This window comes from Pseudomonas sp. efr-133-TYG-5 (assembly GCF_030209175.1).
In the GTDB taxonomy this organism is placed as follows: domain Bacteria; phylum Pseudomonadota; class Gammaproteobacteria; order Pseudomonadales; family Pseudomonadaceae; genus Aquipseudomonas.
Genome location: NZ_JARVSM010000004.1, coordinates 661,204 through 683,520 on the forward strand (window position 1 = coordinate 661,204; position 22,317 = coordinate 683,520).

General features: G+C 63.8%; 21 protein-coding genes. 13 read left to right on the forward strand and 8 right to left on the reverse strand.

Translation table 11 applies throughout. The features are described from left to right. Positions 1-77: 77 nt before the first annotated feature. Together QRN70_RS17845 and QRN70_RS17850 are read right to left on the reverse strand one after the other, a co-directional pair. On the reverse strand, positions 78-611 hold the full coding sequence (locus QRN70_RS17845) for an REP-associated tyrosine transposase (RefSeq protein WP_285419253.1): 534 nt from the start codon (positions 609-611) through the stop codon (positions 78-80). Between the two features lie 761 nt (positions 612-1,372). Continuing rightward, complete coding sequence (locus QRN70_RS17850) at positions 1,373-2,413, reverse strand: threonine aldolase family protein (protein WP_285419254.1); 1,041 nt, start codon at positions 2,411-2,413, stop codon at positions 1,373-1,375. Positions 2,414-2,540: 127 nt separating this feature from the next. On the opposite strand from QRN70_RS17850, the gene QRN70_RS17855 reads away from it, so the two are divergent. The 8 genes from QRN70_RS17855 (at position 2,541) to fdhA (ending at position 12,528) form a co-directional block, all read left to right on the forward strand. Continuing rightward, complete coding sequence (locus tag QRN70_RS17855; RefSeq protein WP_285419255.1) at positions 2,541-3,251, forward strand: TraX family protein; 711 nt, start codon at positions 2,541-2,543, stop codon at positions 3,249-3,251. 222 nt (positions 3,252-3,473) lie between these two features. Further along, the gene (glyA, locus tag QRN70_RS17860; protein WP_285419256.1) at positions 3,474-4,727 is read left to right on the forward strand and encodes a serine hydroxymethyltransferase; all 1,254 of its coding nucleotides are present in this window, start codon (positions 3,474-3,476) and stop codon (positions 4,725-4,727) included. Between the two features lie 20 nt (positions 4,728-4,747). Next, a complete protein-coding gene (locus QRN70_RS17865; RefSeq protein WP_003206307.1) occupies positions 4,748-5,998 on the forward strand; it encodes a sarcosine oxidase subunit beta in 1,251 nt (416 codons plus the stop codon). Positions 5,999-6,012: 14 nt separating this feature from the next. After that, on the forward strand, positions 6,013-6,342 hold the full coding sequence (locus QRN70_RS17870) for a sarcosine oxidase subunit delta (protein WP_285419257.1): 330 nt from the start codon (positions 6,013-6,015) through the stop codon (positions 6,340-6,342). After that, positions 6,339-9,356: a sarcosine oxidase subunit alpha gene (locus QRN70_RS17875; RefSeq protein WP_285419258.1), complete on the forward strand. Its 3,018-nt coding sequence runs from the start codon at positions 6,339-6,341 to the stop codon at positions 9,354-9,356. The genes QRN70_RS17870 and QRN70_RS17875 overlap by 4 nt, the downstream gene beginning before the upstream one ends. 142 nt (positions 9,357-9,498) lie before the next feature. After that, the gene (locus QRN70_RS17880) at positions 9,499-10,131 is read left to right on the forward strand and encodes a sarcosine oxidase subunit gamma (protein WP_285419259.1); all 633 of its coding nucleotides are present in this window, start codon (positions 9,499-9,501) and stop codon (positions 10,129-10,131) included. A 139-nt stretch (positions 10,132-10,270) separates the two neighbouring features. Next, positions 10,271-11,128: a formyltetrahydrofolate deformylase gene (purU, locus tag QRN70_RS17885; RefSeq protein WP_285419260.1), complete on the forward strand. Its 858-nt coding sequence runs from the start codon at positions 10,271-10,273 to the stop codon at positions 11,126-11,128. A 200-nt stretch (positions 11,129-11,328) separates the two neighbouring features. Next, a complete protein-coding gene (gene fdhA / locus QRN70_RS17890; protein WP_285419261.1) occupies positions 11,329-12,528 on the forward strand; it encodes a formaldehyde dehydrogenase, glutathione-independent in 1,200 nt (399 codons plus the stop codon). 106 nt (positions 12,529-12,634) lie between these two features. On the opposite strand, the gene QRN70_RS17895 is transcribed toward fdhA, so the two are convergent. Together QRN70_RS17895 and QRN70_RS17900 are read right to left on the reverse strand one after the other, a co-directional pair. Further along, on the reverse strand, positions 12,635-13,309 hold the full coding sequence (locus QRN70_RS17895) for an anti-sigma factor (protein WP_285419262.1): 675 nt from the start codon (positions 13,307-13,309) through the stop codon (positions 12,635-12,637). Continuing rightward, positions 13,306-13,941 (reverse strand): RNA polymerase sigma factor, encoded by a 636-nt coding sequence (locus QRN70_RS17900; protein ID WP_285419263.1) that lies wholly within the window; start codon positions 13,939-13,941, stop codon positions 13,306-13,308. Before QRN70_RS17900 ends, QRN70_RS17895 begins: the two co-directional genes overlap by 4 nt. Before the next feature lie 148 nt (positions 13,942-14,089). On the opposite strand from QRN70_RS17900, the gene QRN70_RS17905 reads away from it, so the two are divergent. Beyond that, positions 14,090-14,647, forward strand: a complete 558-nt coding sequence (locus QRN70_RS17905; RefSeq protein WP_285419264.1) for a DUF2780 domain-containing protein — start codon at positions 14,090-14,092, stop codon at positions 14,645-14,647. A 1-nt stretch (position 14,648) separates the two neighbouring features. On the opposite strand, the gene yihG is transcribed toward QRN70_RS17905, so the two are convergent. Beyond that, positions 14,649-15,536, reverse strand: coding sequence for a 1-acylglycerol-3-phosphate O-acyltransferase, YihG family (gene yihG / locus QRN70_RS17910; RefSeq protein ID WP_285419265.1), 888 nt, complete (start codon positions 15,534-15,536; stop codon positions 14,649-14,651). A 310-nt stretch (positions 15,537-15,846) separates the two neighbouring features. On the opposite strand from yihG, the gene rloA2 reads away from it, so the two are divergent. The 4 genes from rloA2 to creD all read left to right on the forward strand — a co-directional run bounded on the left by rloA2 (position 15,847) and on the right by creD (position 20,056). Further along, entirely contained in the window at positions 15,847-16,350 is a 504-nt protein-coding gene (gene rloA2 / locus QRN70_RS17915) for a retropepsin-like aspartic peptidase RloA2 (RefSeq protein WP_285419266.1), read from the forward strand. Positions 16,351-16,423: 73 nt separating this feature from the next. Beyond that, entirely contained in the window at positions 16,424-17,104 is a 681-nt protein-coding gene (gene creB, locus QRN70_RS17920; protein WP_285419267.1) for a two-component system response regulator CreB, read from the forward strand. Beyond that, positions 17,104-18,522 carry a two-component system sensor histidine kinase CreC gene (gene creC / locus QRN70_RS17925; RefSeq protein ID WP_285419268.1) on the forward strand — a complete coding sequence of 473 codons (1,419 nt, stop codon included), beginning with the start codon at positions 17,104-17,106 and terminating at the stop codon, positions 18,520-18,522. Before creB ends, creC begins: the two co-directional genes overlap by 1 nt. A gap of 166 nt (positions 18,523-18,688) precedes the next feature. Beyond that, positions 18,689-20,056, forward strand: coding sequence for a cell envelope integrity protein CreD (gene creD / locus QRN70_RS17930; protein ID WP_285419269.1), 1,368 nt, complete (start codon positions 18,689-18,691; stop codon positions 20,054-20,056). A gap of 169 nt (positions 20,057-20,225) precedes the next feature. On the opposite strand, the gene QRN70_RS17935 is transcribed toward creD, so the two are convergent. The 3 genes from QRN70_RS17935 to QRN70_RS17945 form a co-directional block, all read right to left on the reverse strand. Next, a complete protein-coding gene (locus tag QRN70_RS17935) occupies positions 20,226-20,855 on the reverse strand; it encodes a glutathione S-transferase (protein WP_285419270.1) in 630 nt (209 codons plus the stop codon). Positions 20,856-20,972: 117 nt separating this feature from the next. Then, positions 20,973-21,152 carry a hypothetical protein gene (locus tag QRN70_RS17940; protein WP_285419271.1) on the reverse strand — a complete coding sequence of 60 codons (180 nt, stop codon included), beginning with the start codon at positions 21,150-21,152 and terminating at the stop codon, positions 20,973-20,975. Continuing rightward, a complete protein-coding gene (locus tag QRN70_RS17945) occupies positions 21,149-22,279 on the reverse strand; it encodes a PepSY-associated TM helix domain-containing protein (protein WP_285419272.1) in 1,131 nt (376 codons plus the stop codon). Before QRN70_RS17945 ends, QRN70_RS17940 begins: the two co-directional genes overlap by 4 nt. Between the last annotated feature and the right edge of the window lie 38 nt (positions 22,280-22,317).

A 22,317-nucleotide genomic window follows, 5' to 3' on the forward strand; every position in this document is an offset into this window, starting at 1 on the left:
TGGGGCAGGAACGCGGAGCGTCCCGGGAGGCATTCCCACGCAGAGCGTGGGAACGATCGGACGGCGATATCGGGGACTCAGGACCAGCGCTGAACCTCGATCAGCCCGTCCAGCCCTGCATAGTTTCGGGCACTCGAATACCGCCAGTGCTCCGGCAACTCCACGTAGCCACGCTTTACCGGGTTGTTATGGATGTAATCGAGTTTCTGGCGCATGACTTCTTCGCTGTAGACCATCTCTGCATGAGCGCCTTCCTGCCACATCTGATACACCCGATCGTCCTTGTGTGCCCGTTTGCTGAAGCGAAGGCGCTTCAATGCTCTTTCGGCGCCTTTGCTTTGCAGGTCATCGATGATCTGTCGGGCGGTGAAGGATTTGAACTGGCTCAGGCATTGGCTCAGGTCAGGTGCCTGGGCGACGAAGTGAAGATGGTTTTCCAGGATCACGTAGCCGTAGAGTTTCAGGGCGTGATGGATTTGTTGATAGCGCCAGCAGTTGAGCAGGTGGTCGACGATGTACGGACGGATGAACAGGGGTAGCCATTCCATGATCGTGCAGGTCAGGAAGTGAGGTTGGTCGGTTTCGGTGATGATGTAGCGACTTCGGCCCATGGGATTCATCCTTGAATCTTGTGGTGCTGCTGAGAGGAACGCGGAGCTTCCCCGGATGCGTTACCACGCAGAGCGTAGGAACGAGCAGAGTGGGGTGACCGAAGTGCTCGCGCTAGGGGAGAAGTCGGTGGGTGCGGTAAGAAAAGTCGTCTGCAGCGATCGTTCCCACGCTCCGCGTGGGAATGCAGCCCTTGACGCTCCGCGTCATGACGGTGCCAGGCGTTGCATCAGCGGTGAGGCAGTAACGCGGAGCGTCCCGGGAGGCATTCCCACGCAGAGCGTGGGAACGATCAGGGTGAGGCGGGCAATGTGACTGTGCTGGAAGAGAATTCTGTGGCGGCGGTGGGAAATATCATCGGTGGTTTTGAACAAGGATCGTTCCCACGCTCCGCGTGGGAATGCAGCCCTTGACGCTCCGCGTCATGACGGTGCCAGGCGTCGCATCAGCGGTGAGGCAGGAACGCGGAGCGTCCCGGGAGGCATTCCCACGCAGAGCGTGGGAACGATCAGGGTGAGGCGGGCAATGTGACTGTGCTGGAAGAGAATTCTGTGGCGGCGGTGGGAAATATCATCGGTGGTTTTGAACAAGGATCGTTCCCACGCTCCGCGTGGGAATGCAGCCCTTGACGCTCCGCGTCATGACGGTGCCAGGCGTTGCATCAGCGGTGAGGCAGGAACGCGGAGCGTCCCGGGAGGCGTTCCCACGCAGAGCGTGGGAACGATCGGGGCGGGGGAGCAGGCTCCCTCGCCGTGGGGAGGGGTCAGGCGGACATGACTTCGCGGATGTCGTGGGCCAGTTCGCGCACGCGGGCTTCCTCGGTATCCCAGGAGCACATGAAGCGCGCGCCGCCTTTGCCAATGAAGGTGTAGAAGCGCCAGCCGCGGGCGGTCAGGGCGGCGATGGCCGGCTCCGACAGTTGCAGGAACACGCCGTTGGCCTGCACCGGGAACATCAGTTCGACGCCGGGAATGTCGCTGACCAGTTCTGCCAGCAGTTGCGCGCAGTGGTTGGCATGGCGGGCGTATTTGAGCCAGGCGTCGTTTTCCAGAATGCCGACCCAGGGGGCCGAGAGGAAGCGCATCTTCGACGCCAGTTGCCCGGCCTGCTTGCAGCGGTAATCGAAGTCTTCCGCCAGTTTGTGGTTGAAGAACAGGATCGCTTCACCGACCGCCATGCCATTTTTCGTGCCGCCGAAGCACAGCACGTCGACGCCGGCCTTCCAGGTCAGGTCCGCCGGCGAGCAGCCGAGGAACGCGCAGGCATTGGAGAACCGCGCGCCGTCCATGTGCAGGTTCAGCCCCAGTTCCTTGCAGGTGGCGCTGATCGCACGGACTTCTTCCGGGGTGTAGACGCTGCCAACTTCGGTGGCCTGGGTGAGGGTCACCACGCGTGGTTTGGGGTAGTGGATGTCCTGGCGCTTGAGGGCGATTTCACGGATCGAGGCCGGGGTGATCTTGCCGTTTTCAGTGCCGGCGATCAGCAGTTTCGAGCCGTTGGAGAAAAATTCCGGGGCGCCGCATTCGTCGGTTTCGACGTGGGCGGTTTCCGAGCAGATCACGCTGTGGTAACTCTGGCACAGCGACGACAGGGCCAGCGAGTTGGCGGCGGTGCCGTTGAAGGCGAAGAATACTTCGCAATCGGTCTCGAACAGTTGGCGGAAATGATCCGCGGCGCGTGCGGTCCACTCATCGTCGCCATAAGCGCGCTGGTGGCCGTGGTTGGCCTGTTCCATGGCGGCCCAGGCTTCGGGGCAGATGCCGGAGTAGTTGTCGCTGGCGAATTGTTGGCTCTTGTCGGTCATGGCCGGCTTCCGTGATCGTGGCGCTTGTGGCGCCGCGTTGGTCAATGATGGTGCGCACTTTACCGAAGATCATCCGGGGAGCACACGGGATGTCGCTGGCAGAACTTTACATGGACGCTCGCCGATTATGCACCTGAGCCAGCGCGACGGCGCCCTTGATCTGCTCAAGTGGCTGGCGCTGCTGAGCATGCTGCTCGATCACCTGCGATATGTCGGGATCAGCGACGATTGGCTGTATGTGCCGGGGCGTCTGGCGTTCCCGTGGTTCTGCCTGGCCATGGCGGCGAACCTGTGCCGGGCCGGTGCGCAGAAGACCGAATGGCGCTACCTGGGCTGGTTGCTGCTGTTCAGCCTGGTCAGCGAAATGCCCTACCGTCTGTACATTCCCGATCCCGACACCTTGAACGTGATGCCCACGCTGGCGCTGGGGCTGCTGGTGGCGCGGGGCTGGCAGGATCGGGCGCCGATCGCTCGGTGGCTCGCGGTCGGTGCGTTGACGCTGGCGGCGCTGTTCCCGGGACACCTGATGTTCGGCCTGTTCGGGGTACTGCTGCCGCTGGCGATGTTGCTGGTGTTTCGCCGGCCCTGGTACTTCAGCCTGTTGGCGGGGCTGGTGTGTCTGGCGGCCAATCAATGGCAGGTGCTGTTTGAGGCCGCCGAGTTCGGCAATGTCGTCGCGCTGTCCGGCATCGCGGCGTGCCTGATTGCGCCACTGCTCGGACTGTTCCTGTTGCGACATGCGCGACATCTCCAGCCGCCGCCGATGCGGCGCTGGGCCTATGCCCTCTATCCCGCGCATTTTGTCCTGCTGCTATTTATCCGCCAGGTCGCCGCATAACCCTGTGGGAGCTGGCAAGCCAGCTCCCACAAGGTTCTTCAGTGTTTTCCAGATCGAGTCCGGCAAGACCATTTCTCGCCATGTCGTAAACGCACCTTTGCGTGGCGTCCGTAGGCATTTGAGCTGTCTGCGCCGGTCATACCATCGCATCAAAGGGCACTGCCGCCAGGTGCGTGCCTCACCAAGACAAAAAGGCGCACCGCCGCCGCTGGGAGAGACGCGATGTTCAGCAAGCAAGACCAGATCCAGGGTTACGACGATGCACTGCTGGCGGCGATGAATGCCGAGGAGCAACGTCAGGAAGATCACATCGAGCTGATCGCGTCGGAGAACTACACCAGCAAGCGCGTGATGCAAGCGCAGGGCAGCGGCCTGACCAACAAGTACGCCGAAGGCTATCCGGGCAAGCGCTACTACGGCGGCTGCGAGCACGTCGACAAGGTCGAGGCACTGGCCATCGAGCGCGCCAAGCAGCTGTTCGGCGCCGATTACGCCAACGTCCAGCCACACTCCGGTTCCTCGGCCAACAGCGCCGTGTACCTGGCGCTGATCCAGCCGGGCGACACCATTCTCGGCATGAGCCTGGCCCACGGCGGTCACCTGACCCACGGCGCCAAGGTGTCGTCCTCGGGCAAGCTCTACAACGCGGTGCAGTACGGCATCAACACCGACACCGGGCTGATCGACTACGACGAAGTCGAGCGTCTGGCCGTCGAGCACCAGCCGAAAATGATCGTCGCCGGGTTCTCCGCCTACTCCAAGACCCTGGACTTCCCGCGCTTCCGCCAGATCGCCGACAAGGTCGGGGCGCTGCTGTTCGTCGACATGGCCCACGTGGCCGGTCTGGTCGCTGCCGGGCTGTACCCCAATCCGCTGCCGTACGCCGATGTGGTCACCACCACCACCCACAAGACCCTGCGCGGTCCGCGTGGCGGGCTGATCCTGGCCAAAGCCAACGAAGAGATCGAGAAGAAGCTCAACGCCGCGGTCTTCCCCGGTGCCCAGGGCGGTCCGCTGATGCACGTCATCGCCGGCAAGGCCGTGTGCTTCAAGGAAGCGCTGGAGCCGGGCTTCAAGGCCTACCAGCAGCAAGTGATCGACAACGCCCAGGCGATGGCCGGCGTGTTTATCAAGCGTGGCTACGATGTCGTGTCCGGCGGCACCGACAACCACCTGTTCCTGGTCAGCCTGATTCGTCAGGGCCTGACCGGCAAGGATGCGGATGCCGCCCTCGGCCGTGCCCACATCACCGTCAACAAGAATGCCGTGCCGAACGACCCGCAGTCGCCGTTCGTCACCTCGGGCCTGCGCATCGGCACCCCGGCGGTGACCACCCGCGGCTTCAAGGTTACCCAGTGCGTGACGCTGGCCGGCTGGATCTGCGACATCCTCGACAACCTCGGCGACGCCGACGTCGAGGCCAATGTCGCCCAGCAGGTTTCGGCCCTGTGCGCAGACTTCCCGGTTTATCGCTGAGCGTTCTGGAGTAAATGACTATGCAACGCTATTCGGGCTTCGGCCTCTTCAAACACTCCCTCAGCCACCACGAAAACTGGCAGCGCATGTGGCGCACGCCGACGCCGAAGAAGGTCTACGACGTGGTCATCGTCGGCGGCGGCGGGCACGGTCTGGCGACGGCCTACTATCTGGCGAAAGAACACGGCATCACCAACGTCGCCGTGGTCGAGAAAGGCTGGCTGGGCGGCGGTAACACCGCGCGCAACACCACCATCGTGCGTTCCAACTACCTGTGGGACGAGTCGGCGCACCTGTACGAACACGCGATGAAGCTCTGGGAAGGTCTGTCCCAGGATCTCAACTACAACGTGATGTTCTCCCAGCGTGGCGTCTACAACCTGTGCCACACCCTGCAGGACATCCGTGATTCCGAGCGTCGGGTCAGCGCCAACCGCCTCAACGGCGTCGATGGCGAACTGCTCAATGCCAAGCAAGTGGCCGACGAGATTCCGTACCTCGACTGCTCGAAAAACACCCGCTACCCGGTGATGGGCGCGACCGTTCAGCGTCGTGGTGGCGTCGCTCGTCACGATGCCGTGGCGTGGGGCTTTGCCCGTGCCGCCGACGCCTTGGGCGTGGATCTGATCCAGCAGACCGAAGTCATCGGTTTCCGCAAGGAAAACGGCGTGTGCATCGGCGTCGAGACCAACAAGGGTTTCATCGGCGCCAAGCGTGTCGGTGTGGTCACCGCCGGTAACTCCGGGCACATGGCCAAGCTCGCCGGTTTCCGCCTGCCGATCGAATCCCACCCGCTGCAAGCGCTGGTGTCCGAGCCGATCAAGCCGATTATCGACAGCGTGATCATGTCCAACGCCGTGCACGGTTACATCAGCCAGTCGGACAAGGGCGACCTGGTGATCGGCGCCGGTATCGACGGCTACAACGGCTACGGTCAGCGCGGTTCGTACCCGGTGATCGAGCACACCATCCAGGCCATCGTCGAGATGTTCCCGGTGCTGTCGCGGGTGCGCATGAACCGCCAGTGGGGCGGCATCGTCGACACCACCCCGGACGCCTGCCCGATCATTTCGAAAACCCCGGTACCGAACATGTTCTTCAACTGCGGTTGGGGCACCGGTGGCTTCAAGGCCACACCTGGCTCGGGCAACGTGTTTGCCGCCAGCCTGGCCAAGGGTGAAATGCACCCGTTGGCCGCACCTTTCTCCATCGACCGTTTCCACAACGGTGCGTTGATCGATGAACACGGCGCTGCTGCGGTTGCCCACTAACAGGAGAAATCCCCATGTTGCATATCTTCTGTCCTCACTGCGGCGAACTGCGCTCCGAAGAGGAATTCCACGCATCCGGCCAGGCGCACATTCCGCGTCCGCTGGATCCGAACGCCTGCACCGATGAAGAGTGGGGCGACTATATGTTTTTCCGCGACAACCCGCGCGGTCTGCACCACGAGCTGTGGGATCACGTCGCCGGTTGCCGTCAGTACTTCAACGTCACCCGCGACACCGTCACCTACGAGATTCTCGAAACCTACAAGATCGGCACCAAGCCGCAATTCACCGACAAGGCTGATCCTGCAAAAACAGCCACGTCGGCGCTGGGAGAGAAGGTATGAGCCAGACCAATCGCCTGTCCAACGGTGGACGGATCGACCGCAACAAAGTGCTGAGCTTCACCTTCAACGGCCAGACCTACAAAGGCTTCGAAGGCGACTCGCTGGCCTCGGCGCTGATCGCCAACGGTGTCGACATCATCGGTCGCAGCTTCAAGTATTCGCGACCACGCGGGATCTTCGCCGCCGGTGCCGAAGAGCCGAACGCGGTGCTGCAGATCGGTGCCACCGAAGCCACGCAGATCCCTAACGTGCGCGCCACGCAACAGGCGCTGTACCAGGGTCTGGTCGCCACCAGCACCAACGGCTGGCCGAGCGTCAACAACGACATGATGGGGATTCTCGGCAAGGTCGGCGGCAAGCTGATGCCGCCGGGTTTCTACTACAAAACCTTCATGTACCCGCAATCGTTCTGGATGACCTACGAGAAGTACATTCGCAAGGCTGCGGGCCTCGGCCGTTCGCCGACAGAAGTCGATCCGGATACCTACGACTACATGAACCAGCACTGCGACGTGCTGATCGTCGGCGCCGGTCCGGCCGGTCTCGCCGCTGCCCTGGCCGCTGCGCGCAGCGGTGCGCGGGTGATCCTCGCCGATGAGCAGGAAGAGTTCGGCGGCAGCCTGCTTGATTCGCGCGAAAGCCTCGACGGCAAACCGGCGATGGAGTGGGTGGCCAGCGTTATCGCTGAACTGAAAAACACCCCGGACGTGCTGCTGTTGCCGCGCGCCACGGTCAACGGCTACCACGACCACAACTTCCTGACCATTCACGAACGCCTCACCGATCACCTCGGCGACCGTGCGCCGATCGGCCAGGTGCGCCAGCGCATCCACCGTGTGCGCGCCAAGCGAGTGGTGCTGGCGACCGGCGCGCACGAGCGTCCGCTGGTCTACGGCAACAACGACGTACCGGGCAACATGCTCGCCGGCGCCGTTTCGACCTACGTGCGCCGCTACGGCGTGGCACCGGGCAAGAAACTGGTGCTGAGCACCAACAACGATCACGCCTATCGCGTCGCGCTGGACTGGCTCGATGCCAGCCTGCAAGTGGTGGCCATCGCCGATGCGCGCAGCAATCCGCGTGGTGCGCTGGTGGAAGAAGCCCGCGCCAAAGGCATCCGCATTCTCACCGGCAGCGCCGTGATCGAGGCCCGTGGCAGCAAGCGTGTGACCGCCGCCCGCGTCGCCGCCATCGATGTCAAAGGCCATGCCGTGACCAGTCCGGGCGAATGGCTCGACTGCGACGTGATCGCCAGTTCCGGCGGTTACAGCCCGGTGGTGCACCTGGCGTCGCACCTCGGTGGCAAGCCGATCTGGCGTGAAGACATCCTCGGTTTCGTACCGGGCGAAGCCCCGCAGAAACGCGTGTGCGTCGGTGGCATCAACGGTGTCTATGGCCTCGGTGATTCCCTCGCCGACGGTTTCGAAGGTGGCGTGCGTGTGGCCGCCGAAGCCGGGTTCCAGACCGTTGAAGGTGTGTTGCCCAAGGCCCTGAGTCGTCTCGAAGAGCCGACCTTGGCGCTGTTCCAGGTGCCGCACGAGAAAGGCACCGCGCGGGCACCGAAGCAATTCGTCGACCTGCAGAACGACGTCACCGCCGCCGCCATCGAACTGGCCACCCGCGAAGGTTTCGAGTCGGTCGAGCACGTCAAACGCTACACCGCGCTGGGCTTCGGTACCGATCAGGGCAAGCTCGGTAACGTCAACGGCCTGGCCATCGCCGCCCGTTCGCTGAACGTGACCATCCCGCAGATGGGCACCACGATGTTCCGCCCGAACTACACGCCGGTGACTTTCGGCGCCGTCGCCGGCCGTCACTGTGGGCACATCTTCGAACCGGTGCGCTACACCGCGCTGCATGCCTGGCATGTGAAGAACGGTGCCGAGTTCGAAGACGTCGGCCAATGGAAGCGGCCATGGTACTTCCCGAAAAACGGCGAAGACCTGCACGCGGCGGTCAAACGTGAATGCAAAGCCGTGCGCGACAGCGTCGGCCTGCTCGACGCTTCGACCCTGGGCAAGATCGACATCCAGGGCCCGGATGCCCGCGAGTTCCTCAACCGCGTGTACACCAACGCCTGGACCAAGCTCGATGTGGGCAAGGCGCGTTACGGCCTGATGTGCAAAGAGGACGGCATGGTCTTCGACGACGGGGTCACGGCCTGTCTGGCGGACAACCATTTCGTCATGACCACCACCACGGGCGGCGCGGCACGCGTGCTGCAGTGGCTGGAGCTGTACCACCAGACCGAATGGCCAGAACTGAAGGTGTATTTCACTTCGGTCACCGACCACTGGGCGACCATGACCCTGTCCGGGCCGAACAGCCGCAAGCTGCTCAGCGCGGTCACCGACATCGACCTGAGCAACGAAGCCTTCCCGTTCATGACCTGGAAGGAAGGCCTGGTCGGCGGCGTACCGGCGCGGGTGTTCCGCATCTCGTTCACCGGTGAGCTGTCGTACGAAGTCAACGTCCAGGCCGACTACGCGATGGGCGTGCTGGAAAAGATCGTCGAGGCGGGCAAGCCGTACAACCTGACCCCGTACGGCACTGAAACCATGCACGTGCTGCGGGCCGAGAAGGGTTTCATCATCGTCGGTCAGGACACGGACGGCTCGATGACCCCGGACGACCTGAACATGGGCTGGTGCGTCGGTCGCACCAAGCCGTTCTCGTGGATCGGCCAGCGCGGCATGAACCGGGAAGACTGCGTGCGCGACCAGCGCAAGCAACTGGTCGGCCTGAAGCCGATCGACCCGACCAAATGGCTGCCGGAAGGCGCGCAACTGGTGTTCAACACCAAGCAGGCGATCCCGATGACCATGGTCGGCCACGTCACCTCCAGCTATGCGCACAACTCCCTCGGCTATTCGTTTGCCATGGGCGTGGTCAAGGGCGGTCTCAAGCGCCTCGGCGAGCGGGTGTTTGCACCGCTGGCCGATGGCAGCGTGATCGAGGCAGAGATTGTTTCTTCGGTGTTCTTCGATCCGAAGGGTGATCGGCAGAACATTTGATGGCCTCAGGAACTGTGGGGGGCGGCTATTCGCGAGCAGGCTCGCTCCCACATTCGATCGCGTTTCCCTGTGGGAGCGAGCCTGCTCGCGAAAGCGGCAGATCAGCCACCGCAGGAACCAACAGAATTCAGGAAGGTGCTTTATGACCGCAGCCAATGTTTACCAACAACGCCCGACCACCGGCGCCCGTGCCGAGTCGTCGCTGCATCACGCCGACCTCGCCAGCCTGGCCGGCAAGGGCCGCAAGAACGCCGGCGTGTTCGTGCGTGAAAAGAAACTCCTCGGCCACCTGACCCTGCGCGGCGATGGCCACGATGCGGCGTTTGCCGCCGGTGTGCACAAAGCCCTGGGCATCGAACTGCCGGGCGCCCTGAGCGTCATCGTCAAGGGTGAAACCAGCCTGCAATGGATGGGCCCGGACGAGTGGCTGCTGATCGTGCCGAGCGGTGAAGAATTCGCCGCCGAACAGAAACTGCGCGAAGCACTCGGCGACCTGCACATCGCCATCGTCAACGTCAGCGGCGGCCAGCAACTGCTCGAACTGAGCGGGCCGAACGTGCGCCAGGTGCTGATGAAGTCCACCAGCTACGACGTCCATCCGAACAACTTCCCGGTCGGCAAAGCGGTGGGCACGGTGTTCGCCAAGTCGCAGCTGATGATCCGCCACACCGGCGAAGACACCTGGGAACTGCTGATTCGCCGCAGCTTCTCGGATTACTGGTGGTTGTGGTTGCAGGATGCGTCGGCCGAGTACGGGCTTAGCGTTCAGGCTTGATGGATGCGCGTTCCCGCGTCGAGGCGTCGAGCCGTCTGCGTGGGCATGCATCCCGGGACGCTCCGCGTCCCAGTAGCGGACGCCGAGCGTCCATGGCGGCATTCCCACGCAGAGCATGGGAACGATCAGAGGAAAAAATATGAGCCGCGCCCCAGACACATGGATTCTGACCGCCGATTGCCCCAGCGTCCTCGGCACCGTGGACGCGGTCACGCGTTTTCTGTTCGAGCAGGGTTGCTACGTCACCGAGCACCACTCGTTCGATGATCGTCTGTCGGGACGATTCTTCATTCGCGTGGAGTTTCGCCAGCCCGACGGCTTCGACGAGCAGTCCTTCCGCGCAGGCCTGGCCGAGCGTGGCCAGGCGTTCGGCATGGTCTTCGAGCTGACTGCGCCGAACTACCGGCCGAAAGTGGTGATCATGGTCTCCAAGGCCGATCACTGCCTCAACGACTTGCTCTACCGCCAGCGCATCGGCCAGTTGTCGATGGATGTGGCGGCGGTGGTGTCCAATCATCCGGATCTCAAGCCGCTGGCCGACTGGCACCAGATTCCCTACTACCATTTCCCCCTCGACCCCAATGACAAACCGGCGCAGGAGCGTCAGGTCTGGCAGGTGATCGAGGAGGCCGGCGCCGAACTGGTGATCCTCGCCCGCTACATGCAGGTGCTGTCGCCCGAGCTGTGCCGCAAGCTCGACGGCAAGGCGATCAACATCCACCACTCGCTGCTGCCGGGCTTCAAGGGCGCCAAACCGTATCACCAGGCCTACAACAAGGGGGTGAAACTGGTCGGCGCCACCGCGCACTACATCAACAACGACCTCGACGAAGGGCCGATCATTGCCCAGGGGGTCGAGGCGGTGGATCACAGTCACTATCCGGAAGACCTGATCGCCAAGGGCCGGGATATCGAAGGGCTGACCCTGGCCCGGGCGGTGGGTTATCACATCGAAAGAAGGGTGTTTTTGAACGCCAACAGAACTGTCGTTCTGTAGATCGCTTTCGCTGGCAAGCCAGCTCCCACAGAGATTTGTGTCGTATACAAAATCTCAATCCACCCCGAATCCTGTGGGAGCTGGCTTGCCAGCGATGAGGCCATAACAGGCAACACAACAATCAGCATCTGTACCCGAGCACTCAACGCGCTGCCTGCCTGGGCAACGCGGTTCCATAAAAACAACAGCGAGGTGAAAGCATGTCTGGCAATCGTGGTGTGGTGTATCTCGGCGCTGGCAAGGTCGAAGTACAGAAAATCGACTATCCGAAAATGCAGGACCCGCGCGGTCGCAAGATCGAGCACGGGGTCATTCTCAAAGTGGTGTCCACCAACATCTGTGGTTCCGACCAGCACATGGTGCGCGGCCGGACCACGGCACAGACCGGCCTGGTCCTTGGCCATGAAATCACCGGCGAAGTGATCGAGAAAGGTTCCGACGTCGAGAACCTGAAAATCGGCGACCTGGTGTCTGTGCCGTTCAACGTTGCTTGCGGGCGCTGCCGTTCCTGCAAGGAGCAACACACCGGCGTCTGCCTGACCGTCAACCCGGCCCGTGCCGGCGGTGCCTACGGCTATGTCGACATGGGCGACTGGACCGGCGGCCAGGCTGAATACGTGCTGGTGCCGTACGCTGACTTCAACCTGCTGAAACTGCCGGATCGCGACAAGGCCATGGAGAAAATCCGCGACCTGACCTGCCTCTCCGACATTCTGCCGACCGGCTACCACGGTGCGGTGACGGCGGGCGTGGGGCCGGGCAGCACCGTTTATATCGCGGGCGCCGGCCCGGTCGGTCTGGCGGCTGCGGCGTCGGCGCGCCTGCTCGGCGCGGCGGTGGTGATCATCGGTGACGTCAACACCATCCGCCTGGCGCACGCCAAGGGCCAGGGCTTCGAGACCGTCGATCTGTCGAAAGACGCACCGCTGCACGAGCAGATCGCCGATTTGCTCGGCGAGCCGGAAGTCGACTGTGCCATCGATTGCGTCGGCTTCGAAGCCCGTGGCCACGGTCACGACGGGGTGAAACACGAAGCCCCGGCCACCGTGCTCAACTCGCTGATGGGCGTGGTGCGCGTAGCCGGCAAGATCGGTATCCCGGGCCTGTACGTGACCGAGGATCCGGGTGCGGTGGATGCGGCGGCGAAGATGGGCAGCCTGAGCATTCGCTTCGGCCTCGGTTGGGCCAAATCCCACAGCTTCCACACCGGCCAGACCCCGGTGATGAAGTACAACCGCCAGCTCATGCAGGCGATCATGTGGGATCGCATCAATATCGCCGAAGTGGTCGGCGTGCAGGTCATCAGCCTCGACCAGGCGCCGGAAGGTTACGGCGAGTTCGATGCCGGTGTGCCGAAGAAATTCGTCATCGATCCGCACAAGCTGTTCAGCGCGGCGTAAGTACCGCCAAGTCAAAAGGGCAACCGCAACGGTTGCCCTTTTTTTTTGCCGCATCCTTGAGCCGCGCCGCGGTGAACTACAGGCCTTTCGCAGCGCTTTCGCCCGATCAGAGTGCCGTCAGCGCCCCTTGGTAAAGCACCGGCCCGGTCGGTTGCCCGGTTGGCGAGCCGCCCTTCGGCTCGAGGCTGACCGCCAGGGCGATCGGTTTGCCGATCAAGGCTTTCTGCGCCGCACTGAGTTCGACCTTGCCTTTGCCCCCTGCCGGGATCACGCCCAAGGAAATCGGTTTGCCGTCGGGCGCGATGGCCCACAGTTCCAGGCTGCGACTCGGGTCGACGGCGGCCAGGGTCAGCGGCTCGACCTGCAGGTAGTTCTCGTGGGCCTCGACCTTCAGCGCCGGTTGCGCGTCGGCGCTGAGCAAAGTGGCGCGGTAGCGGGCGTCGTCGCGGTTGTACAGCGCGCCGACGAACACCAGCAACGCCACCGAGCCAACGGCGACGGTGAGACGTAGCCAGGTCCACCACGGGCGCTTCTCGGGCACATGCAGCACTTGCGGTTCGATCCGCGCGGTGACGGCGTGCCAGACCCGCTCCGGCACCGCTTGCTCCGGCACGGCGGCGGTGAGGCTGGCCAGGCTGTCCTGCCATTGCGCCAGTTCCGCGCGCAACGCGGCATCGTCGAGCAGCAGTTGTTCGAAGCGCCGTCGGGCCGCGGTGGACATCAACCCGATGGCGTAGTCGGCGGCGAGGGCGCGGCGCAGGGCCGGAGTCTGGTAGTTCATGCTTCAAGGCACCGGCGCAGGCGTTCCATGCCGCGGCGGATCCACGATTTGACCGTTCCCAGCGGTGCGGCCAGGTGCTCGGCCAGTTCTGCGCAGGACAGACCCTGAAAATAGGCGACGCTGATCGACTGGCGCTGCATGCCGTCGAGGCTGTCCAGGCAACGGCGCAATGCGCTGGCCTCGCGGGCGCTGCTCAACTGCTCGGCGGGCGAGGGGCCTGCGTCTGGCAGGGCGTCCTGCTCCATCTCGCTCAAGGGCCGGTCGCGCTGCTTGCGTAACTGGTCGATGGCCTGGTTGCGGGTGATATTGATCATCCAGGTCAGTGGCGCCGACAGTTGCGGTTGATAACGCGCGGCGTTGTTCCAGATCCGCACGAAACTTTCCTGCAGCACGTCCTCGGCCAGATCCGCGCGGCCCATGAAGCGCAGGGCCACGCCGTGCAGGCGCGGGCCGACGCTGCGGTAGAGCGTCTCGAAGGCACGGCGATCGCCCAGTGCACACTGGGCCAGCAGATGCCGCAGCTGATCGGTGTCGGCGATGGAAATGGCAGATCTCCGGGCAATGGCGGGGCGCCGAGGTGGCGTCTCGAACTGTTCACAGGCTAGTTCAGCCAGGGCGCTGGTGCCATTCATCGTCGGTTGTCCGCGGTTTCACGATTCATATACGTTGCCCGGGTGAAAATGGATGCGCCGCGCCGGAACATGCCGGCGCCTGCCCGGTCAAACCGGCAGCCTGGCCGCCCGGCGACGGGAGGTCTTTACGCCACAAGAGGATGTTCGAATGAAGATTTCACGCGGTTTTGCCCTGGCATCGCTCCTGACCCTGGCGGCGGGCCCGGCGTTTGCCCAGTTCAATCTGAGCGATGTGGCCGGGGCGGTCGCGGGCATGCAGGGTGGCGACAAGGCCGCCGCGGCCGCGCCGACCTCGGAAACCGCCGGCCTGCTCAAGGCGCTGAGCGCTCTGGATGTCACGCCGCAACAGGCTGTGGGCGGTACCAGTGCGATGCTCGGCCTGGCCAAGAACCAGCTCAGCAGCACCGACTATTCGCAACTGGCCAAGAGCGTGCCGGGCATCGACAAACTCTCCGGCGGTGGCGGCAATCTGGCAGCGCTGAGCGGCTTGCTCGGCTCGTCGGGGAAATCCGCCGGCCTGGAAAATGCCCTCGGCAATGTGAAAGACACCAATGACCTGAACAACGCTTTCGGCGCCTTGGGCATGGACAGCGGCATGGTCGGCCAGTTTGCCCCGGTGATCCTGCAGTACCTCGGCCAGCAGGGCGTTGGTGGCTCGCTGCTGAGCAGTCTCGGCAGCATCTGGGGCACCGGCACCGGCAGTTGATTCAGCGGCGCTCGCCCTGCAGTTCGGCGATGCGCTGGTCTTTCAGGGTCCAGAGCTGGTTGACCCAGCCCTGGACCTTCTCGCGAAACAGCGGATCGTTTTCGTAATCGCCCTGCCACAGGGCCGGGTCGAGTTCGCGTGTCTGGATATCGATGATCACCCGCGGCACGTTGCCGCTGATCAAGTCCCAGAACCCGGGGATCTGCGCCTGCGGATACACCACGGTCACGTCGAGAATGGCGTCCAGCTGTTCCCCCAGCGCCGCCAGCACGAACGCCACGCCGCCCGCCTTGGGCTTGAGCAGATGGTTGAACGGCGACTGTTGCTGGGCACTTTTCGCCGCGGTGTAGCGGGTGCCTTCGAGGTAATTGACCACCGTCACCGGCTGGCGCTTGAACAGCTCGCACGCGGCCTTGGTGATTTCCAGATCCTTGCCGGCCAGCTCCGGGTGCCGGGCCAGGAACGCCTTGCTGTAGCGCTTCATGAACGGATAATCCAGCGCCCACCACGCCAGGCCCAGGAACGGCACCCAGATCAATTCTTTCTTGAGGAAGAACTTGAAGAACGGCGTGCGCCGGTTGAGCGTCTGGATCAGCGCCGGGATATCCACCCACGACTGATGGTTGCTGATCACCAGGTACGAGGTGTCGCCGCGCAGGTCGGCGCCACCGCGGATGTCCCACTGTGTCGGGATGCACAGGCGGAAGATCAGTTTGTCGATCTCGGCCCAGGTCTCGGCGATCCACATGACCGCCCACGAGGCGTAATCGCGCCAGCGTCCGGGTGCCACCAGTTTGAGCAGGGCGAAGACCAGCAACGGCCCGATCAGGATCAGGGTGTTGAGCAACAGCAGCAGGGTGACCAGACAGCCGGTGAGCAGGCGGCGCATAAGCAACTCTATGAAGACGGATAGGCGCGCCATGATAAGCAGCTTCGGCCGGCAGGCCAAATTGGCGCTGACAAATGTTTCACTTTCGCGCCGGTATGCTTTGCTCGAGATTCATATTGAATGGGCTGGCCTCTTCGCGAGCAGGCTCGCTCCCACAGGAAGTTTATGCGCTGTGCAGGATTGCATGCCCACAGAAAATCCACTGTGGCAACGAGCCTGCACGCGAAGACGGACTTGAGGCGAACCAATTGCCCGTCCGCTGTCTAAAATCTCGCGTCTGCCGCCCTCATTTTTCAAGGAAGCCCACTACGTGAAATCCCTCCTTGCACTGCTTGCCCTCGTCGCCCTGCCGGTCATGGCCGCCGAGCCGACCCTGTACGGGCGTTACGAATACATCGCGCTGCCGGAAATCGGCGGTGAAGTGCTCAAGGCGAAGATGGACACCGGCGCCCTGACCGCCTCGCTGTCGGCCAAAGACATCGAGACTTTCACCCGCGACGGCGAAAACTGGGTGCGTTTCCGCCTCGCCACCAAGGACGCCGGCAACAAGGTCTACGAACACAAGATCGCGCGCATCAGCAAGATCAAGAGCCGTTCCGATGAAGAGGACGAGGGCGATTCCACGGAAGTGGCCAAGCGCCCGGTGGTCGACCTGGAACTGTGCCTGGGCAACGTCAAGCGTACCGTGGAGGTCAACCTGACCGACCGCAGCAACTTCAATTACCCGCTGCTGATCGGCGCCAAGGCCCTGCGCGAGTTCGGCGCCGCGGTCAACCCGGCCCGGCGCTTCACCGCCGACAAGCCGGACTGCTGATGCCAGTGGTCTGATTGACGGAATGCCAGGCTTGGGGCACCGTTCGCGCACGCAACCTACAGGCTCGGACGCCATGCCCCATATCCTGATTGTCGAAGACGAAGCGGCGATTGCCGACACGCTGATTTTTGCCTTGCAGGGCGAGGGCTTCACCACCACCTGGCTGAGTCTCGGCGCGGCCGCGCTGGAGCACCAGCGGCAGACCCCTGCGGACCTGATCATCCTCGATATCGGCCTGCCGGACATCAGCGGTTTCGAAACCTGCCGGCAGCTGCGCCGCTTCAGCGAGGTGCCGGTGCTGTTCCTCAGCGCCCGGGATGCCGAGATCGATCGCGTGGTGGGCCTGGAAATCGGTGCCGACGACTACGTGGTCAAGCCGTTCAGCCCGCGCGAGGTGGCGGCGCGGGTCCGGGCGATTCTCAAGCGCATGGCGCCACGGGCGGCACTGGAGCCGGCATCGGCGCTGTTTCGCGTGGACCCGCAACGGGTGCAGATCAGCTATCGCGGGCAACCGCTGAGCCTCACGCGCCACGAATTCCGCCTGCTGCAGTGCCTGCTCGAGCAACCGGAGCGGGTCTTCAGCCGCGAGCAATTGCTCGATGCGCTGGGCGTGGCCGCCGACGCCGGATACGAGCGCAGCATCGACAGCCACATCAAGAGTGTGCGCGCCAAGCTGCGCCTGGTACGCGCCGAGGCCGAGCCGATCCAGACCCATCGCGGCCTCGGCTACAGCTACAGCCCGGGACACAGCTGATGTCGCTGGGGCTGCGGATTTTCCTCGTGTACGTGCTGTTTGTCGGCCTCACCGGCTACTTCGTGCTCAACACCGTGATGGAAGAAATCCGCCCCGGCGTGCGCCAGTCCACCGAGGAAACCCTGGTCGACACCGCCAACCTGATGGCGGAAATCCTCCGTGACGACTTCAAGGCCGGCACCCTCAGCGAGAACCGCTGGCCGCAACTGCTGCGCGCCTATGGCGAGCGCCAGCCGCAGGCGACGATCTGGGGCCTGGCGAAAAACCAGGTCAACCACCGCATCTACGTGACCGACGCCAAGGGCATCGTGGTGCTCGACTCCAGCGGTGTCGCGGTCGGCCAGGACTATTCGCGCTGGAATGACGTCTACCTGACCCTGCGCGGCCAGTACGGCGCGCGCTCCAGCCGCAGCGATGCGGACGACCCCAATTCCTCGGTGATGCACGTTGGCGCGCCGATCCGCGACAACGGGCAGATCATCGGCGTGGTCACCGTGGCCAAGCCCAATAGTTCGTTGCAGCCCTACGTCGACCGCACTGAACATCGCCTGCTGGCGTACGGTGCCGGGCTGATCGGCCTCGGCCTGGCGTTCGGCGCGTTGTTGTCGTGGTGGCTGAGCCGCGCGCTGCATCGCCTGACCGGTTACGCCCAGGCGGTCAGCGAAGGCCGCCGGGTGGAAGTGCCGCACTATCGCGGCGGCGAACTGGCGCAATTGGCCACGGCGGTGGAGCAGATGCGCACCCAGCTCGAAGGCAAGGCCTACGTCGAGCGCTACGTGCACACCCTGACCCATGAACTGAAGAGTCCGCTGGCGGCGATTCGCGGCGCGGCGGAACTGTTGCAGGGCGAAATGCCGGCGCTCCAGCGGCTGCGCTTCATCGGCAACATCGACAGCGAAAGCGCGCGCATGCAGCAGTTGATCGAGCGCCTGTTGAACCTGGCCCAGGTCGAACAGCGCCAGGGGCTGGAAGAGCGTGTCGCGGTGCCCCTGGCAGCGCTGGTCGAGGCGTTGCTACAGGCGCAGGCGGCACGGATCGAAGGCCGCCAGTTGCGCATCGAGCAGGCCATCGCGGCGGATCTGCTGCTGATCGGCGAGCCCTTTCTGCTGCGTCAGGCACTGGCCAATCTGCTTGAAAACGCCCTGGATTTCACCCCGGTGCAGGGCCTGCTGCGCCTCTCTGCCGAGCGGTTTGGCGAGCAGATCGAGCTGCGCCTGTTCAACGAAGCCGCGCCGATTCCCGACTACGCATTGCCGCGCCTGACCGAACGCTTCTATTCGCTGCCGCGCCCGGACAGCGGGCGCAAAAGCACCGGGCTGGGGCTCAACTTTGTCGAGGAGGTGGTCAAGCTGCATGGCGGCTCGATGGCGATCCGCAATGTCGAGGCGGGGGTGCAAGTGACGCTGCGCCTGCCTTGAATGCGCAGCACAGCGCAGTTTTGCCAGCCTCTGCGGGTGTTGCTGTCTGTCGCTAGGAACGACCGCAGGCTGTAAGCTTTCCGCGCTCCACACAAACTCCACATTCGCCCCACAAAACCCCCACACGCGCCGCGCAGACTCTGCCCATCGAACCAGGGAGAGTCCCATGAACAAGAATCTGATATCGAAGCTCGGGGCGATTGCTCTGTTGATCCTGCTGTTGCTGGTGCCGTTGCTGATGATCGACGGCATGATCGACGAACGCCAGCAACTGCGCGACGGCGTGCTCGAAGACATTGCCCGCAGCTCCAGCGCCAGCCAGCAGTTGAGCGGGCCGGTGCTGGTGGTGCCGTATCGCAAGACCCTGCATGTCTGGAAGACCAACGAAAAAACCAACAAGCGTTATGAGGAGCTCAGCGAAACCCGTGGGCGCCTGTACTTCCTGCCGGAGCGCTTCGAGCTCGATGGTCAGGTGCAGACCGAACTGCGAGCCCGCGGCATTTATGAGGCGCGGCTGTTTCATGCCGACAACCGCATCAGCGGGCATTTCTCGCTGCCGGCGCAGTTGGGCATCAAGGAAGACTTTGCCGACTATCAGTTCGATGCGCCGTTTCTCGCGGTCGGCATCAGCGATATTCGCGGCATCGAGAACGTGCTGAAACTGGAACTCGGCAGCCAGCGCCTGGACTTCGTGCCGGGCACCCAGGTGGCCTGGCTCGGCGAAGGCGTGCGGGTGACGCTGCCGCTGCTCGACACCAGCAAGGCGACGGAGCTGCCGTTCGGTTTCGACCTGCGTCTGCAAGGCACGGGATCATTGCGGGTAGTGCCGGTGGGCAAGACCAGCAGCGTCAACCTCGCCGCCAATTGGCCGCACCCCAGCTTCATCGGCAACTTCCTGCCGGCCAAACGCGACATCAACGAACAGGGTTTCACCGCCGACTGGCAGACCTCGTTCTTCTCCACCAACCTGCAAGAGGCGATGAACCGCTGTGTGTCCGGCGAATGTGCCGGCTTCAACGGGCGCAGCTTCGGTGTCAGCTTCATCGATCCGGTGGACCAGTACCTCAAGAGTGACCGGGCGATCAAATACGCGCTGCTGTTCATCGTCCTGACGTTCGCCGGTTTCTTCCTCTTCGAAGTATTGAAGAGCCTTGCGGTGCACCCGGTGCAATATGCGCTGGTGGGCGTGGCGCTGGCGTTGTTCTACCTGTTGCTGTTGTCGTTGTCCGAGCACATCGGGTTTGCCCTGGCGTATCTGCTGTCGGCCAGCGGCTGTGTGCTGTTGATCGGCTTCTACGTCTGCCATGTGCTGCGCAGTGTGCGTCACGGCGTGAGTTTTTCGGCGGGGCTCGCAGCGTTGTATGGCCTGTTGTACGGCTTGCTCAGCGCCGAGGACTACGCGCTGCTGATGGGGTCGCTGCTGCTGTTCGGCCTGCTCGGTGTGTTCATGATGCTGACGCGCAAGCTCGACTGGTACACGCTTGCGCAGAAACCGGCCAAGCCGCTGGCGTTCGACATCGGAGCGGTGCAATGAGCCGGTCGCTGGGGCTGCGTGAGGATCAACGTCAGGCAGACGTGTTGATGAGGTTGATCATCGCGTCCCTGCCGGCGCAACCGTGCTGGCGTGATCACCGGCAGGCCGACGGCTACCGGTTCTGCGCGCCAGTGCGCTCAGCGACAGAACCGGACCGCGCGGCGCAGCGCTAGACCTTGGGCTGGGTCGCAATCATCGACGGCCGCTGGCTGACCTCGAAGTACCAGTTGGCCAGTCGCGGATTGGCGTCGCGCCAGCCCAGGTCCGGGAAGCGCAGGTCGAGGTAGCCCAGGGCACAGGCCACGCTGATCGCGGCCACATCGAAATGGCTGGTCAGTTCGGCAATCGCCTCGCGCTCGAGCACGGCCAGGCCGCGGCGGATTTTCTCGCGCTGGGCTTCGAGCCATTCGTCCCAGTGTTTTTCCGGGGCGCGCAGGGCTTGCTCGTAGCGCACCAGCACCGCGGCGTCCATGATCCCGTCGGCCATCGAGGCCAGGGTCAGGCGCCGCCAGCGGGCCGATCCTTCGCGTGGGATCAGCGGGTTGCCGACGTGCTGGTGGTCGAGGTAATCGAGGATCACCCGGCTGTCATGGATCACCGTGCCGTCGGCCAGGCGCAGGGCCGGGATCTTGCCCAGCGGGTTGTCCTGATTTAGCGCGGCATCCGGGCTGACGGGAGTGAGCACGCAGTCCTGCAGGGCGACGCGATCCTGCTGGCCGGTCTCGTGCAGCAGCACCATGACTTTGCGCACGAACGGCGACAGGGGGTTGTGGAACAGGGTCATGCTGGGGGCGGACATGGGTGAGCCTCGGTGGTCGTCGAAGAGCAGCAGATTAGCCTAATCGGCACCTGCCCGGCTGGCCCGGCGTTGCAGGCGCCGCAAGGTTGCATGCGAAGCGCCCCGCCAGCACTGAAGTCAGCGGCGCTGCAGCAAGCCCCTCAGCGCCAGAATGGCCGGGATGCCGAGGCCGATCCAGCTCAGCGCATCCCACACGCCATCGCCCAGCAACGCGGCAAACAGGCCCGCCGCGCTGAGCAGGGCGAGCACCAGTGGCGTGCTAAAGACTTTCCAGAAGTTCGACTGACGCGGCCTCATGCGCCGGCCTCCCTGATTGACGGCACAGGCTGGGCGGCTTTACGGCGCACCAGCCACAGGTAGACGCCGCTGCCGAGGACGATGATGGTCAGCACGTCGAGGGTGGCCCAGAGGATTTTCATCGGCATGCCGCCGTAGTCGCCGAAGTGCAGCGGCTGCGACATGCCCATGGCGTCCATGTACCACGGCCGTTCGGCCACGGCGGTGACTTGCAGGGTACTGGCGTCGATCAGGACCGGCGTCAGCAGGTGCGAGGTCAGATGGGTGCCGCCCTTCATGAACACCGAGTAGTGGTGTTCGCTGGAAAACCGCGTGCCGGGGAAGGCGATGAAGTCCGGGTTCATCCCCGGGGCGACTTCTGCGGCGATGTCCAGCAGGCGCGTGGCGGGAGCCAGTTGCGTCAGCGGCGGGGCATCGCGGTACGGCGCGACCAGGGCCGTCAGGGCATCGTTGCGCCAGGCCGCGATCAGCAGGTCGGCGCAGGCGCTGATGACCCCGGTGACACCGACCACCAGGGCCCAGGTCAGGGTCACGACGCCGATCAGGTTATGCAGGTCGAGCCAGCGCAGGCGGGTCGATTTGTCGTGACGCACCGTGCCGAACTGCAGGCGGCGCATGAACGGCAGGTACAGCACCGTGCCGGAAATGATCGCCAGCACGAACAGCACGCCCATGAACGCCAGCAGCAACTTGCCCGGCAGCCCGGCGAACATGTCGACATGCAGGCGCAGGATGAACAGCATCAGGCCACCGTTGGCCTGGGGTGTTTCCAGCGCCTCGCCGGTGCGCGCATCGAGCATGAAGGTGTGCGAGGCATTCGGCTCGGTGCCGGCGGTTTTCGCCATGATCGTCAGCACCGCATTCGGTTCGTCATCGTCGAAACCGAAATACTGCACGACATCCCCCGGCCGATGCCGTTCGGCGGCCTGCACCAGTTGCGCCAGGTTCAGGTGCGGGGTGTCCGCCGGCATCTCGCGCAGCTGCGGTGCATCGCCGAGCAGGTGCTCGATCTCGTGATGGAAGATCAGCGGCAGCCCGGTCAAGGCCAGCAACAGCAAAAACACCGTGCAGACCAGGCTGGTCCAGGTGTGGATGAACGACCAGCGGCGAATTGTTTTACTTTTCATTTCATGACCTTAAAAAACACCAAAGCCGTCCACGGGGG